At 59.4% G+C, this 15748-nt stretch carries 11 protein-coding genes; 4 read left to right on the top strand and 7 right to left on the bottom strand.

Annotated elements, in window-relative coordinates:
• The 6 genes from OCV64_RS00365 to dapF all read right to left on the bottom strand — a co-directional run.
• Positions 1 to 1171, bottom strand: a 1171-nt coding sequence (locus OCV64_RS00365) for a Glu/Leu/Phe/Val dehydrogenase dimerization domain-containing protein (protein ID WP_262668857.1), incomplete at its 3' end; no start/stop codon positions are given.
• Positions 1172 to 1183: 12 nt separating this feature from the next.
• Complete coding sequence (gdhA, locus tag OCV64_RS00360; RefSeq protein WP_186851962.1) at positions 1184 to 2530, bottom strand: NADP-specific glutamate dehydrogenase; 1347 nt, start codon at positions 2528 to 2530, stop codon at positions 1184 to 1186.
• A gap of 365 nt (positions 2531 to 2895) precedes the next feature.
• Positions 2896 to 4731 (bottom strand): glutamine--fructose-6-phosphate transaminase (isomerizing), encoded by a 1836-nt coding sequence (gene glmS, locus OCV64_RS00355; RefSeq protein ID WP_262668856.1) that lies wholly within the window; start codon positions 4729 to 4731, stop codon positions 2896 to 2898.
• Positions 4732 to 5063: 332 nt separating this feature from the next.
• On the bottom strand, positions 5064 to 5660 hold the full coding sequence (locus tag OCV64_RS00350; RefSeq protein ID WP_147571430.1) for a sugar O-acetyltransferase: 597 nt from the start codon (positions 5658 to 5660) through the stop codon (positions 5064 to 5066).
• A gap of 132 nt (positions 5661 to 5792) precedes the next feature.
• Positions 5793 to 7016 carry an LL-diaminopimelate aminotransferase gene (locus tag OCV64_RS00345; RefSeq protein ID WP_147571431.1) on the bottom strand — a complete coding sequence of 408 codons (1224 nt, stop codon included), beginning with the start codon at positions 7014 to 7016 and terminating at the stop codon, positions 5793 to 5795.
• Between the two features lie 92 nt (positions 7017 to 7108).
• Positions 7109 to 7900, bottom strand: coding sequence for a diaminopimelate epimerase (dapF, locus tag OCV64_RS00340; protein ID WP_147571432.1), 792 nt, complete (start codon positions 7898 to 7900; stop codon positions 7109 to 7111).
• 209 nt (positions 7901 to 8109) lie between these two features.
• On the opposite strand from dapF, the gene OCV64_RS00335 reads away from it, so the two are divergent.
• Positions 8110 to 10224 (top strand): glutamine synthetase III family protein, encoded by a 2115-nt coding sequence (locus tag OCV64_RS00335; RefSeq protein ID WP_374740642.1) that lies wholly within the window; start codon positions 8110 to 8112, stop codon positions 10222 to 10224.
• A 289-nt stretch (positions 10225 to 10513) separates the two neighbouring features.
• Here OCV64_RS00335 and nrdR read toward each other — a convergent pair whose 3' ends face one another.
• Positions 10514 to 10969 carry a transcriptional regulator NrdR gene (nrdR, locus tag OCV64_RS00330; protein WP_147571434.1) on the bottom strand — a complete coding sequence of 152 codons (456 nt, stop codon included), beginning with the start codon at positions 10967 to 10969 and terminating at the stop codon, positions 10514 to 10516.
• A 192-nt stretch (positions 10970 to 11161) separates the two neighbouring features.
• On the opposite strand from nrdR, the gene OCV64_RS00325 reads away from it, so the two are divergent.
• The 3 genes from OCV64_RS00325 to ppk1 all read left to right on the top strand — a co-directional run bounded on the left by OCV64_RS00325 (position 11162) and on the right by ppk1 (position 15737).
• On the top strand, positions 11162 to 12565 hold the full coding sequence (locus OCV64_RS00325; RefSeq protein ID WP_262668855.1) for an alanine/glycine:cation symporter family protein: 1404 nt from the start codon (positions 11162 to 11164) through the stop codon (positions 12563 to 12565).
• A gap of 107 nt (positions 12566 to 12672) precedes the next feature.
• A complete protein-coding gene (locus OCV64_RS00320; protein ID WP_262668854.1) occupies positions 12673 to 13578 on the top strand; it encodes a Ppx/GppA phosphatase family protein in 906 nt (301 codons plus the stop codon).
• Positions 13575 to 15737, top strand: coding sequence for a polyphosphate kinase 1 (gene ppk1, locus OCV64_RS00315; protein ID WP_262668853.1), 2163 nt, complete (start codon positions 13575 to 13577; stop codon positions 15735 to 15737). The genes OCV64_RS00320 and ppk1 overlap by 4 nt, the downstream gene beginning before the upstream one ends.
• The last annotated feature ends 11 nt before the right edge of the window (positions 15738 to 15748 follow it).

The following is a 15748-nucleotide window of genomic DNA, read 5'->3' as shown; positions in this document are numbered from 1 at the left end:
ACCGTATGGAGTTTTGGGCCATCTCCAGGGCGGACACGGCCACGCCCCCAGAGCCCGAGGCCTTGGCCCCGGCTGTCAAAATCTTGGGACTGAGCCGGAGGAGCTTCAGCGCCTCGGCGGTGGCGGGCATATTGGCCCCCTCTACATAAAAGCCCACGTCGTTGGCCAGGATGCGTACCGCATCCTCCACATCCAGCTCGTTCTGAGTCGCGCAGGGGATGACTATGTCTGTCTTTATCTCCCAGGGCTTTCTGCCTGGGAAAAACTCTACTCCGAACCGCTGGGCATAGGGCGCCACTTTGTCCCGGCCGCTGGCCCGGAGCTCCAGCAGGAAATCCAGCTTCTCCTGGGTACACACACCCTCCGGGTCGTAGATATAGCCGTCCGGTCCGGACAGGGTAACCACCTTAGCACCCAGTTGGGCCGCCTTACGGCAGACACCCCAGGTCATGTTGCCAAAGCCGGAGGCCGCAATGGTCTTGCCCTCCAGGGTATCCCGCTGATGCTCCAGCATTCTGGCCAGAAAATAGATAGTGCCGGAACCGGCGGCCTCTTGGCGGACCTTACTGCCCCCGTAAGTCAGTCCCTTGCCGGTCAGGGCGCTGCTCTCCGCTTTTCCCATCAGGCGCTTATACTGGCCATAGAGGTAGCCGATCTCCCGGCTGCCCACTCCAATATCCCCGGCGGGCACGTCGGTGTCCGCGCCGATATAGCGGTACAGCGCATTCATGAAGGACTGGCAGAAACGCATGATCTCTCGGTCGCTCTTTCCCCTTGGGTCAAAGTCAGCGCCACCCGCGGCGCCGCCAATGGGCAATCCAGTAAGGGCGTTTTTATAGGTCTGCTCAAAGCCCAGGAATTTCACCACCGAGGAGGTCACCCCCGGATGGAAGCGCAGCCCGCCCTTATAAGGACCGATGGCGCTGCTGAACTGGGCGCGGTAGCCGTGGCTGGTGTGGGCCACACCCATATCATCCACCCAGGGGACAAGAAAGGTAAACATCCGCTCCGGCTCCACCATCCTGGTGAGCAGGTCCAGCTTCTCATACCTAGGGTCGTCAAGGGCTGGATCGATCATCTCCAGCCAGGTCAAAACACACTGGAGGTACTCGGGCTCGTGGGCGTAGCGCCGCCGCAGCTGGGCGGCCACCCGGACAGCGTACTCATTCATCGTATTCCTCCTTTACACGATGCCGTAGGCCAGCATGGAGTCGGCCACCTTCAGGAAGCCCGCGATATTGGCCCCCGCCACCAGGTCGCCTGCCATGCCGTACTGGGCGGCGGCATTGGAGGCGTTGCGGTACAGGTCATCCATAATGGTCTTGAGCCGCTGGTCCACCTCCTCAAAGGTCCAAGAGAAACGCATGGAATTTTGGCTCATCTCTAGGGCGGACACGGCCACGCCGCCGGCGTTGGCCGCCTTAGCGGGGGCGAACAGCAGGCCGGAGCCCTGGATAACTTCCACCGCCTCAGGCGTACAGGGCATATTGGCCCCCTCTGCCACGGCGAAGCAGCCGTTGGCCACCAGTGCCTTGGCCGCCTCCCCGTTGAGCTCATTTTGGGTGGCGCAGGGCAGGGCAATGTGACAGGGGATCTGCCAAATGTTGGAGCAGCCCTCCTGATAGCGCGCGGAAGGCCGGCGCTGAACATACTCTCGGATCCGGGCGTGCTCCACCTCCTTGAGCTGCTTGACCAAGTCCAGGTCGATGCCCTCCGGATCATAAATATAGCCGTTGGAATCGGACATGGCCACCACCTTGGCTCCCATCTGGCGGGCCTTTTTGCAGGCGTAGATAGCCACGTTGCCTGAACCGGAGATGACCACGGTGGACCCGTCAAAGGACCGCCCCGCCTCCCGCAGCATATTGTCGGCAAAATAGCACAGTCCATAGCCGGTGGCCTCCTTGCGGGCCAAGGAGCCGCCATAGGTCAACCCCTTGCCAGTAAGAACTCCGGTAAACTCATTGCGCAGCTTCTTATACTGTCCGAAGAGATAGCCGATCTCCCTGGCCCCTACACCGATATCTCCAGCCGGAACATCGGTGTCCGGCCCGATGTATTTGAACAGCTCATTCATGAAGGACTGGCAAAACCGCATGATCTCCAGGTCCGACTTGCCTTTTGGGTCAAAGTTGGCGCCGCCCTTGCCGCCACCGATGGGCAGTCCGGTCAGACTGTTTTTGAAGGTCTGTTCAAAGCCCAGGAACTTGATGATGCTCTCATTGACTGAGGGGTGGAACCGCAGCCCGCCCTTATAGGGGCCGATGGCACTGTTGAACTGGATGCGGTAACCCCGGTTTACATGGATTTTCCCCTGTTCATCCTCCCAGGGCACCCGGAAGGAGATGGTACGCTCCGGCTCCACCAGGCAGTCCATCACACCCTGGGAAATCAGCTCCGGCCGGGCGTTTACCACAGGTGCCAGAGAGGAGAGCACCTCCCGCACCGCCTGGTGAAACTCTGGCTGGGCCGGGTTATTGCTTACCACCCGCTCCATCAGACCATTCAAATACTCATTTCGGATGCCCATATCGTTACCTCCTAAAAATTTTTTGCAGAGCTCCGCTCCTCATGTCCCCCTTCTCTGCTCTTTGGCGCTTTAGTGTGATACCGTTATAGCACTTCTCTGTTTTGCAAGTCAATGATTGTTTTCTTGCATTTTTAATCTTTGTAGGATTATTCACATTTCATATGCATCTCTCAATATTTTTCGTTTATTTTTTAACTAACTTGAAAATTATCCTGCAAGATGGTTCCTTTTTAACAGAATCCCTTCATTTTTTATGTCCCAAAATTTTCATTTTTTCCTTTTTACATTCAAAAGAGCTCCCCTGTGTAAAAACACAGGGGAGCTCTTTTAACCTAATATCAGCCCGCTGTTGTCCAAACAGCAGCCTATTCCACTGTAACGCTCTTAGCTAAATTCCGGGGCTTATCGATGTCACAGCCCCTCATCAATGCCACATAGTACGCGAAAAGCTGGAGGGGCACCACGCCCAGAGAGGGCAGGAGCAGCTCATGGGTATCCGGGATGGTCATGACGCCGTCGGCGGTCTTTGCCATCTCCCCGCTGTGGCTCTCGGTGGTGAGGGCCAACACGTCGGCCCCACGGGCCTTTACCTCCACCACGTTGCTCATAGCCTTTTCAAAAAGCCTGTTGTATGTCCCCAGTGCCACCACCAGGGTCCCCTCCTCCACCAGGCTGATGGTACCGTGTTTCAGCTCACCGGAGGCGTAGGCCTCCGAGTGGATGTAGGAAATCTCCTTCAGCTTCAGCGACCCCTCCAGCCCTAGAGCATAGTCCAGGTTGCGGCCCATGAAGAAAATGGAGTTGTGGTTAAACCAGTGGGAGGCAAAGTACTGGATGCTGTCCCGTTCAGCCAGTACCCGCTCCATCTTGTCTGGCAGGTGAGTCATCTCATCCAAGATCGTGTGGTACTCCTCTGGGGCGACAGTGCCCAGCACTCTGGCAAACCACAGGGCCAGCAGGTCCAGCACCGCCAGTTGGGTGGAGTAACCCTTGGTGGTGGCCACGGCAATCTCCGGACCCGCCCAGGTGTACAGCACCTCGTCAGACTCTCGGGCGATGGAGCTGCCCACCACATTGACGATGGACAGAACCTTGGCCCCAAGCCGTTTGGCCTCCCGCAGGGCGGCCATAGTGTCCAGAGTCTCTCCCGACTGGCTGATGACTACCACCAGCGTACTCCCGTCTACGATGGGATCCATATACCGGAATTCAGAGGCCAGCGCCACCTCCACCGGCCTGCGGGTCAGCCGCTCCAGTACATATTTGCCCACCATACCCACATGGTAGCTGGAGCCACAGGCCACAATGTACACCTTGCTCATCGCCCGGACATAGTCCTGACTGAGTCCAAAGTCCTCAAAGCAGACCTCTCCCTCCCGGATACGGGGCAGGATAGCCCGGCGCAGAGCCTGAGGCTGCTCCATGATCTCCTTGAACATGAAGTGCTCATAACCGCCCTTCTCCGCCGCGTCGATCTCCCAGTCCACATAGGATATCTCTTTGTCCACAGGCTCCAACAGCCGGTCATAGCACTGGATGCCCTCCCGGGTCAGGACGGCCAGCTCTCCATCCTCCATATAGCCCACCCGCCGGGTATGCTTGATGATGGCCGTGACGTCGCTGGCCAGAAAATTGCATCCGTCTCCATACCCCAAGATCAGCGGGCTATCTTTTCGGACAGCAATGATCTGGTCCGGATAGTCGGCACACAGGATGCCAAGGGCATAGGCCCCTTGGATCCGGTGAAGCACCTGCCCCACCGCCTTCAGCAGATCCCCCTGATAGAAATACTCAATGAGCTGGGCCACCACCTCCGTATCCGTATCGGACAGGAAGGAAACGCCCTTACCCATCAAAAAGGACTTCAATTCCCCATAGTTTTCAATGATCCCGTTGTGGACCACGGCGATCTTGCCGCTTTGGCTCACCTGGGGATGGGAATTGACATCGCTGGGCGCCCCGTGGGTGGCCCAGCGGGTGTGACCGATGCCCACGGTGCCCTTGACCGCCGCCCCGTTCTGGAGCTGGTCGGCCAGCACCTTCAGCCGGCCCTTAGCCTTGTGGACAGAAAGGGTGCCTCGATCCTGGTCATAGACCGCCATCCCTGCCGAGTCATAGCCCCGGTACTCCAGTCGGGACAGTCCTTCCAGAAGAATGGGAGCTGCTTGCTCCTTGCCAATATAGCCTACAATTCCGCACATATTCTGTTTTCCTCCTGATTTCACACGTTTGATTTCTTCAAGAGGACAAACTCGCAGCCATTTGCCTCGTCCCCCGGTCACAGCCCCTCTGTTTTGCGGTCGCCCGCATATTTCTGACTGTGTCACGCACCCGGAGCCCGCACGGAGGGGCATCCGCCGAATCTTTCGATCATGGCCGGATATTGAAGGAAACAGTCCTTCCCAGCCATTTTCCCCTCTCCTCGTCGTCCCCCAGTTCAGCCGGGGGCACTGGCGCTTCTGATGGGCCCAAGCCCATAGTCCTCCTTTCTTTCTGCGACATTTGGTATATAAAAGCCTATTCAGCTCTCATATCAAGTCTTTGATTCCCTTGGAAATTGAATCGTCCCGTCCTCCTGGGTGATAGGCCGAACCGGACGGCAGGGATTGCCTGCCGCCAGCACATGGGGCGGGATGTTCCGGGTGACCACGCTTCCCGCGCCGATGACCGCCCCGTCCCCGATGGTCACTCCAGGCAGCACCGTCACTCCGCCGCCGAACCATACATCGCTGCCCACAGTGATGGGGGCGGCATACTCCCAGCCGGCCCGGCGCCGCTCCGCGTCCATCGGGTGGCTGGCCGTGTAAAAGCCGCAGTTGGGGCCGATCATCACGTTGTCCCCAAAGGTGACAGGCATACAGTCCAAAATGACGCAATTATGATTGACATAAAAATTATCTCCCACTCGGATGTTATACCCGTAGTCGCACCAGAAGACCGAATTTACCACAATATTTCCTCCGGTGTGTCCAAAGAGTTGGGAAAGTACCCGCTCTCTGGCCGGACCGTCCCCGCTGGGCAGGACGTTGAGCTTCTCACACAAAGCCTTGGCCCTGTCCCTTTCCCAGACCAGCTCCAGGTCTCCGGCGTTATACAGGGCGCCAGAGAGCATCTTCTCCTTTTCCGTCATGGTTCACCCTCCTTTCCAAGCCGTCCTCTGCATTATAGTACGCGGTCACCTGTCCCGTAAAGAAAAAATTGCCGTGGACAGGAAAACGCGCGCGGAAGATGACTCCCCCGCGTGCGTTCTCCCTCTGTGCGTTTACTTGTCCAGCATGGCTCGGATGCGGTCCACCGCTTCCTGGGTGGCGTCCGCGTCTCCGAAGGCGGTCAAACGGATATAGCCCTCGCCGCTGGGACCAAACCCGGCGCCTGGGGTAGTGGCCACATTGGCCCGGTCTAACACCAGGTCAAAGAAGTCCCAGGAGCCCATGCCATCCGGCGTCTTGAGCCAGATATAGGGGGCGTTGACTCCGCCAAAGCACTCCAGCCCGGCGGCGGACAGCCCCTCCCGGATGACCTTGGCGTTGTTCTGGTAATAGGCGATGGCGGCGCGGGTCTGCTCTCTGCCCTCTGGGGTATAGATGGCCGCGGCTCCCCGCTGGATCACATAGGGGACACCGTTGAACTTGGTGCACTGACGGCGGTTCCACAGGCTGTTCAGCTTGACGCCCTGGCGCTCTAGTTCCATGGGCACCACGGTGTAGGCGCAGCGGTTGCCGGTAAAGCCGGCAGTCTTGGAGTAGGACCTGAACTCAATGGCACAGGTCCGGGCGCCTTCGATCTCAAAGATGGTGTGGGGAATCTCCTCCTCGGTGATAAATGCCTCGTAAGCCGAGTCATAGAGGATGACAGATCCGTTTTTGTTGGCGTAGTCCACCCAGGCCTTCAACTGCTCCCGGCTGGCCACAGCGCCAGTGGGATTATTGGGGAAGCAGAGATAAATGATATCCGCTTTCTCCTTGGGGGGCTCCGGGGAAAAACCGTTGGACTCCACACAGGGCATGTAGACCAGCCGATCCCACTTGCCTAACTCCTCCTGATAGCTGCCGGCCCGGCCAGCCATGGCATTGGTGTCCACATAGACGGGGTAGACCGGGTCACAGACGGCCACAATGTTGTCTACTCCAAAGATGTCCCCGATGTTGCCGCAGTCACTCTTGGCACCGTCGGACACAAAGATCTCCTCCGGCTTGATATCCACCCCGCGGGCGGCATAATCATGCTGGGCGATGGCCTGCCGCAGGAAGTCATAGCCCTGCTCCGGACCATAGCCGTGGAACCCCGCAAAAGTCCCCATCTCCTCCACGGCCTTCTGCATGGCCTGGATGACCGCTGGGGCCAGCGGCCGGGTCACATCCCCGATAGACAGCTTGATGATCCTGGCCTCCGGGTGGGCGGCGGAATAGACAGAGATGCGCCGGGCTACCTCAGAAAACAGGTAGCTGCCGGGCAGCTTCTGATAGTTCTCATTGATCTTTACCATGGTACCAACTCCTTCGTATGGCAGTTTCTAAGGTCTTAATGGTTGATATTATCCCTGATGTACAGGGGGTTGTCAATGGAAAACTGAAATTTTCATCCCATCTCTATCTCTCCCTCGAACACCGTCCGGGCTGGGCCGGTCATAAAGATCCGTCCCTCCCTCCACTCCAATCCCAGCGTCCCTCCGGGCAGACGAGCCTCCGCCCGACTTCCGCACAATCCCTGCTGTCTGGCCGCCTCAAAAGCAGCGCAGGCCCCGGTGCCGCAGGCTAGGGTGATCCCGCTCCCTCGTTCCCACACCCGGACGCGGAGATCATGCCCATCCTGACAGGACACAAATTCCACATTGGACCGCTCCCGCAGATTGGGATGACATTCCAGCACCGGGCCCAGTTCTTCCAGCCTGACCCTCTCTGGGTCTGGGCAGAAAATGACGGCGTGAGGGTTCCCCACTCCAACCTGGTGGACCGTGTACTGCTCCCCCATCGCCTCCAGCTCCACCTCTGGATAGAGAATCGCCTGCCCCATGTCTACGGTGACCTGTTCCGCCTTCCCTCCCCGCACCGCCAGCTCTAACCCACGGGGGCCGGCATCGGTGTCAATAGTCAGGCAGGTCTTCCGGGTCAGCTTCCTGTCATAGACGTACTTGCCCACACAGCGGATGCCGTTCCCACACATGGCCCCCCGAGAACCGTCGGCATTGTACATCTCCATGGTAAAATCTCCGGTCCGCCCTGGTTTGATACAGATCAGTCCGTCCGCGCCCACTCCGAAGTGCCGGTCAGACAACCGGACTGCCAGAGTCGGTAAATCCTCCGGCTCCCCTTCCATGCAGTTTACATAAATATAGTCGTTGCCCAGCCCCTCCATCTTTGTAAAACGCATATTCTCGCCCCTTTCTGGGGTGAAGGTGCGCAAGCGCCGCCACCCCGGTCCAGCCTATGCGTCCCCCTCTCCTCTCATGCCGCCCTCCGGGTGGCCCCTTTGTGGATTTTCTCTACAACTTCTTTTGGCTCCGACGGGATATTTGCAAGATTTTTTCTTGCCATAGGGGGGAGAGATAGGCTATTATGGTAGTAATTTGAAAGGGGCTGATCAGCTTGAGCGACTGTATCACTGAAATTTTTGCTTCCAACGTATTCAGCAGAACCGTCATGCAGGAACGCCTGCCCAAAAAGGTATACGCCGAATTGGTAGATGTGATGGATAACGGCGGCAACATCTCCATGGCCACCGCTGACATCGTGGCCACTGCCATGAAGGACTGGGCCGTGGAAAAGGGCGCTACCCACTACGCCCACTGGTTCCAGCCCCTTACCGGCATCACCGCCGAGAAGCACGACTCCTTCCTCACGCCGCCGCAGGACAGCAGAACCCTGCTTCAGTTCACCGGCAAGCAGCTGATCATGGGAGAGCCAGACGCCTCCTCCTTCCCCTCCGGCGGCCTCCGGGCCACCCACTACGCCCGGGGCTACACGGCCTGGGACATGACCTCCCCCGCCTTTGTCAAGGAGATGTCCTGCGGCACCGTCCTGTGCATCCCCACCATCTTCGTGTCCTACACCGGCGATGCCTTGGATAAGAAGACCCCCCTCCTCCGGTCCATGGAGGCCATCAACACCCAGGCTCTGCGCATCCTGCGGCTGTTCGGCAACACCCAGGCAAAAAAAGTTACCCCCTCCGTAGGGGCCGAGCAGGAGTATTTCTTGGTAGACCGGGACAAGTACCTCAAGCGCCGTGACTTGATCTATACCGGCAGAACGCTCTTCGGGGCTCCGGCCCCCAAGGGGCAGGAGATGGACGACCAGTATTTCGGCGTGATCCGCCCACGGGTGGGCGAATTTATGGCTGACCTGAACCGGGAGCTGTGGAAATTGGGGATTCCCGCCACCACCCAGCACAACGAGGCTGCCCCCGCCCAGCATGAACTGGCCCCCATCTATACCACCTGTAACCTGGCCGTTGATCAGAACCAACTGACCATGGAGACCATGAAGCGGGTGGCCACCCGCCACGGCCTGGTCTGCCTGCTCCACGAAAAGCCCTTCGTGGGGGTCAACGGCTCTGGCAAGCACAACAACTGGTCCATCTCCACCGATCAGGGGGAGAACCTGCTGGCTCCAGGCGACACGCCCAACGAAAACCTCCAGTTCCTGCTGGTGCTGGCCTGTATCATGAAGGCGGTGGACGACCACGCCGACCTGCTGCGCTGCTCCGCCTCCTGCGTGGGTAACGAGAGCCGTCTGGGCGCTCAGGAAGCCCCGCCCGCCATCATCTCTATCTTCCTGGGGGACCAGTTGGACGACGTGGTGGCACAGATCGTGTCCAACTCTGAATCCATCAAGCTGCTGGCCAGCGGCAAGCTGGACTCCGGCGTATCCACTATCCCTGTCCTGGACAAGGACGGCACCGACCGGAACCGCACCTCCCCCTTCGCCTTCACTGGCAACAAGTTTGAGTTCCGCATGGTGGGCTCCTCCGACTCCATCGCTGAGGCCAATGTGGCCCTGAACGCCATCGTGGCCGAGGCTTTCTGCCAGGCTGCCGATATCCTGGAGGGGGCCGAGGACTTTCACGGGGCATGCTCCAGGCTGATCCACGACTGGATGAGCCAGCATCAGCGCATCATCTTCAACGACGACGGCTATTCTGATGAGTGGGTGGCCGAGGCTGTCCGCCGGGGCCTGCCCAACCTCCCCTCTATGGTGGATGCCATCCCCGCCCTCACCACCCCCAAGGCCGAGGAGCTGTACTCCAAGTTCGGCATCTACACCAAGACCGAGCTGGAGGCCCGGGCGGAGATCATGTACGAAACCTATGTGAAGATGATCAAGATCGAAGCCAACACCATGATCCATATGGCCTCCAAGCACTACATCCCCACCGCTATCGCCTATACCACCCGGCTGGGCCAGTCCATAGCCGCTGTGGCCTCCGGCTGTCCCCAGGCCGACCTCACCGTCCAACGCAAGCTGCTCATCCAAGTCAGCTCCTATCTGGCCGACGCCTCCGCCGCCCTGGACCAGCTCAAACCTCTGATGGACCGTGTGGACACCATCCAGGACATCAAGGAGATGGCCCACGCCTATCACGACGCTGTTGTGCCCGCTATGGCCGCCCTCCGCCACCCGGTGGATGAGCTGGAGCTTCTGGTGGATAAGGACCTGTGGCCTGTCCCCACCTACGGTGACCTCCTTTTCGAAGTATGATCTTGTCCGCAACATGAAGAGACCTCCTCGCCGCCGGCGGGGAGGTCTCTTATTTCCCTTGTTCTCGTCCCAACAAAAACCGTCATAATGAGCCACGAAAAGTGTAGTAATGAATGGGGCGGATAAAGGTGCGGAGGGGGCGGATATCGTTGTTGTATCCTTCCTATTCATGACACATTCCGACAAAAAAGCCCGGGGCGCTCATCTTCTGCGCCCCGGGCTCCGCCTTCCTGCGGCTATCCGGTTTTTATGGGTCATCTTGTCGTTTTTTTCTGGGTAGCGGACATCCCTATTTGTCCTCCAGCAGCTTGTTCAGCTCATGCATGAAGGTGTTGATGTCCTTGAATTGACGGTATACCGAGGCGAAGCGGACATAGGCCACCTCGTCGATTTTCTTCAGCCGCTCCATGACCAGCTCGCCCACTTCGGAGGAGCTGATCTCCCGCTCCATCTTGTTCTGGAGGACCTGCTCGATCTCATTGACCATCTCCTCCAGCATATGGTAGGGCACTGGGCGCTTCTCACAGGCCCGGATCAGGCCGCTGAGTACCTTGTTCCGGTCAAAGCTCTGGCGGCTGCCGTCCTTTTTCACCACCATCAGGGGAAGGCTCTCCATAGTCTCATAGGTGGTGAACCGCTTGTGGCAAGATAGACACTCCCGGCGGCGGCGGATGCTGGCCCCCTCGTCCGCGGGGCGGGAATCCACGACCTTGCTCTCCAAATAGGCACAGTAGGGACACTTCATACCACATACCTCCCAGGTATTGTCTTTCTCTCCGCCATCTCTCGCGGTCCCGACGAAGGAGCAGGGCAAAATCAAGTTTTTATAACCATTATATGGTTATTATAACACAGCAGGCCAGAACTAGACAAGGGTAAAAAACAGGACTGTCCCCCTCTTTTCCGGCATATCTGTGGTAGAGCGAGGTGATACGATATGGAATTTCTAGCCCGTCTGACAGACTTCATCTGGTCGCCCTGGCTGTTGGGGCTGTTTCTTCTTACCGGCCTGGTCTACTCTCTGGGTTCCGGTTTCTTTCAAATCTTCGGTTTCCGCCTGTGGCTGCGCTCCACGCTCGGTTCCCTGTTCCATGGTAGGAAAAAAGCGGGGGGCGGCCTGTCCTCCCTCCAAGCTCTGGCCACCGCCTTGGCCTCCACCATGGGAACGGGCTCCATCGCCGGGGTGGCCACCGCCCTGACTCTGGGCGGGCCTGGGGCCGTTTTCTGGATGTGGATCTCAGCCCTGCTGGCTATGATGACAGGCTGTGGTGAGAAGCTGCTGGCCGTAAAATATCAGCGGCCGGCTCCCGGCGGGGGACTCCAGGGCGGGCCCATGTTTTACCTGCGGGACGGCGTGGGCTCTCCTCTGCTGGCAGGTTGGTTTGCTCTGGCCTGTTTGCCCGCTACCCTGGCCGGGGGCAACTTAGTCCAGTCCTCCTCCATCGCCCTCTCCCTGGAGGCCGCCTTCGGCCTGGAGCGGGTCTGGGCAGGCGTGGTCACCACCCTGCTGGCAGGACTGGTGATGGTGGGCGGCATCGGCCGCATCGCCAAGGTATCCTCCGCTCTGGTCCCAGCCATGGCTCTGCTCTACCTGGGCAGCGGCTCTCTTGTACTGGCCGGCAACTGGCGGGCTATCCCTGAAGCTGTGGAGCTCATCTTTACCTGCGCCCTGTCCCCCTCCGCCGCTCTGGGCGGCGGAGCCGGCTGGACGGTGGCCTCCGCCCTGCGGTACGGGGTGGCACGCGGAGTGTTTACCAACGAGGCGGGGCTGGGCACCTCTGCCATGGCCCACGGGGCCGCCCAGGTGGACCACCCTGCCCGACAAGGAATGTGGGGTGTCTTTGAGGTATTTCTATCTACGCTGGTGGTATGTACCGTCACCGCTCTTACCATCCTGGTCAGCGGCGCGTGGGAACCGGCGAATCCATCCATGCTGACGGGTGCCCCGCTTACCGCCGCCGCCTTCGGCTCCGTACTAGGCCGGGCCGGGGAGGGGGTGGTAGCCCTGTCCCTCCTCCTCTTTGCCTTCTCCTCTATCCTGGGCTGGAGCTACTACGGACAGCAGTGCCTGCGCTATCTCTCAGGAGGTGATCGTTTACTCCCGGCCTATCGGACGGTTTTTCTGGCCTGTACTCTGGCCGGCGCTCTGTGGGAGCCGGGCGCTATCTGGCTGCTGGTGGACCTGTCCAACGCCCTGATGGCCCTTCCTAATCTGGCCGCCCTCCTTATGCTGGCCCCTGAGGCTCTCTCCACCCTGCGGCAGTGGACAGAGCTGCGGCACGCAAATTTAACCTCCATTTTACCATTTCATCAAAGAAAACCCCACCATGATATGCTATAATAAAATTTATCCGCCTGCCCCGGTTTGGCAGAGAGGATCGCTTTATTTTTGTCAGATCTGGGAACACTGTACCCATCGATCTTTCATATGGGAAAGGGGTATCTGCCATGATACACGGCGTAGTAGACCTTGGCTCCAATACGGTTCGACTGTCCATCTATCAGTGCGAGGAGGGCAGCGCCAGGCTGCTGATGAACCGCAAGGTGACCGCCGGTCTGGCCGACTATGTAGAGGGGGGCACCATGACGCCCCAGGGCATTCAGACTGCCAGCCAAATCCTGATGGAATATCAGGATCTGATGAAAAACCTGGGCTTTGACCAGCCTCATGTCTTTGCCACCGCCTCCCTGCGCAACATCTCCAATACCGAGGACGCTGTGGCCCAGCTCCAGCGGGACACCGGCCTGTCCGTGGATGTGTTGTCTGGAGCGGAGGAGGCCCGTCTCTCCTACCTGGGGGCTGTCAGCCCCACTGGGCCTAACAGCGGCCTGCTCATCGACCTGGGCGGCGGCTCCACCGAGCTAGTCCACTATCGGGAGGGACAGATCTTGTCCTCCTGCTCCCTCCCTCTGGGTTCCCTATCCCTGTTTAGCCAGTATGTCGCTCACCTACATCCCACAGGGAAGGAGCGGAAGGCCATCCGGGCCCATATCAGGGAGCAGCTGGACCACTTTGTCCCCGCTCCCCCTTCTATCCCCCAGGCCTGCGGGGTGGGCGGTACGGCCCGTGCGGCCTGTAAGGTGGCAAACCGCCTGTTTGGCCGCCCTCAGAACTGCCATACCCTGTCCGCCCAGGAGCTTCGCCGCCTGCTGAAAACTCTGAAAAAGCCGGACCACGACCACCTGCATCTGCTGCTCAAGGCCGCCCCTGACCGCATCCACACGCTGATCCCCGGCCTTCTAGTGCTGGACACAGTGGCACAGGCCTACCAGCTTCAAGAGATTTTGGTCAGTTCCTGTGGCGTCCGGGAGGGCTACCTCCACCACAGGGTACTAAAGGGGGAAGCGGGATGAGCCTTCCAACGGACTACCGGTATACCCAGGACCGTGAGCTGTCCTGGCTGAAATTTAATGAGCGTGTACTGGCTGAGGCCAGGGACGAGTCCGTTCCCCTGATGGAGCGGCTGAAATTCGCCGCCATTTTTACCAGCAACCTGGACGAGTTCTTCATGGTTCGGGTGGGTTCTATTACTGATATGGCCCTGGTGAAAGAGGAGCACATAGACAATAAGAGCGGCCGCACCCCCCAGCAGCAGTTGGAGGCCATCTTCAAGGCGGTCCCTCCCCTGTACAAGCAGCGGGACAAGGTCTTTGACCAGTTAGACCTGCGGCTGCGCTCCTGTAACATCTGCCGGCTGTCTATGGAACAGCTGGACAGCAAGGCCAGGAAGCAGGCGGACAGTTGGTTTCAAAGCCAGGTGCGCCCCATCCTCTCCCCACTGGCGGTAGACCTGCACCACCCCTTCCCCCACCTGCCCAACAAGGGGCTGGCGGTGGCCCTATGCCTAAAGCGGGATGGCCGGGACTCCTTTGGCTTTCTCCCCGTCCCCACCAGCCTGCCCCCCTTTCTGCGGTTGGAGGAGCGGGGCTTGCACTACATTCTTCTGGAGGATCTTCTTCTCTCCTACGCTGACCAGATCTTCGACCAGTTCACAGTCACGGAAAAGGCCGTGGTGGCCGTCACCCGGAACGCGGATATCAGCCCGGAGGACGAGAGCTATGATGTAGATGAGGATTTCCGCCAGCACATGCGAAAGCTGGTCAAAAAGCGGGCCCGCCTCTCTCCGGTCCGGCTGGAGTTCCAGGGGGGAAAGGGGGATAAGCTCATCCCATTTCTCTGCCAGCGCCTGGGCTTAAACCGGGATCAGGTCTTTAAGACCCGCTGTCCCATCCGCCTGGAGTATGCCTATGCCCTGGCCGCCCTCCTGCCGGCTGAAAGCGCGGCCGCCCTGTGTGACCCGCCCTTCTCCCCTCGCTTTCCCGCCTGCCTGGACCCCCAGAGACCCATCTTGCCCCAGGTATTGGAACGGGACGTCCTTCTTTTCTATCCCTTCGAGCAGATGGACCCCTTTCTCCACCTGATTCGGGAAGCTGCCTTTGACCCCCAGGTAGCCTCCATCAAAATCACTATCTACCGTCTGGCCTCCCGAGCCAAACTGGCTGAATATCTGTCCGCCGCCGCGGAGAACGGCAAGGATGTCACCGTACTCATGGAACTGCGGGCTCGGTTCGACGAGCAGAACAACATTCGCTGGGCCGAGCGGATGGAGGAGGCAGGCTGCACCCTCCTCTACGGCTCCGAGGCGCTCAAGGTCCACTCCAAGATCTGTCTCATCACCCGCCGGACCAAAGCCGGAGTCCAATATATCACCCAAGTTGGTACGGGCAACTACAACGAAAAGACCGCCAAACTCTATACCGACCTATCCCTCATAACCGCTGACCCGGTCATTGGGGCGGACGCCGCCGCCTTCTTTCAGAACATGGCTATCGGCAATTTCCATGGAGAATACCAGCGCCTGCTGGCCTCTCCCCTTGGCCTTCGGGACAGAGTCATGGCCCTCATCGACCGAGAGATCGCCAAGGGCAGCCAAGGCTACCTCTTTTTCAAGCTCAACTCTATCACCGACCGAACGCTCATTGACAAGCTGGCCCAGGCTTCCCAGGCCGGGGTGGAGGTCGTCATGAACGTCCGGGGCATCTGCTGCCTGATGCCGGGGGTACCGGGACTGACTGACCGGATCACTGTCTTTTCCATCGTTGGTCGGTATCTAGAACACAGCCGCATCTATCAATTCGGCCGGGGTGAGGAGGCAGACCTGTACATCTCCTCTGCCGACTTCATGACCCGGAATACAGAGCGCCGAGTGGAGCTGGCCTGTCCGGTTCTGGACCCCTGGGTTCGAGGGCGGCTGTTCCACATCATTGACCTGCTCCAGCGGGACAACGCCAAGGCCCGGGAACTGAAGCCGGGCGGCGGCTACCATCCCCGTGAGGCAAACGGACAGGAGCCGGTCAACTGCCAGGAGGTATTTCAGCAGGAAACCGTTTCTCCCCCTGTCCTCCCTCCCCTCCACAGCAACAGCTCAAGGGCAAATCGGAACAGGCTCCCCGCCTGGCTTCGACGGCTCCTGCCCAGAGAAAGGAAACGCAGAGGGCCCAGGTCCGAGTGACCTGGGCCCTC

This window comes from Muriventricola aceti, assembly GCF_025567565.1.
GTDB lineage: Bacteria > Bacillota > Clostridia > Oscillospirales > Oscillospiraceae > Lawsonibacter > Lawsonibacter aceti.
This window is presented reverse-complemented; position numbering and strand designations above follow the sequence as displayed.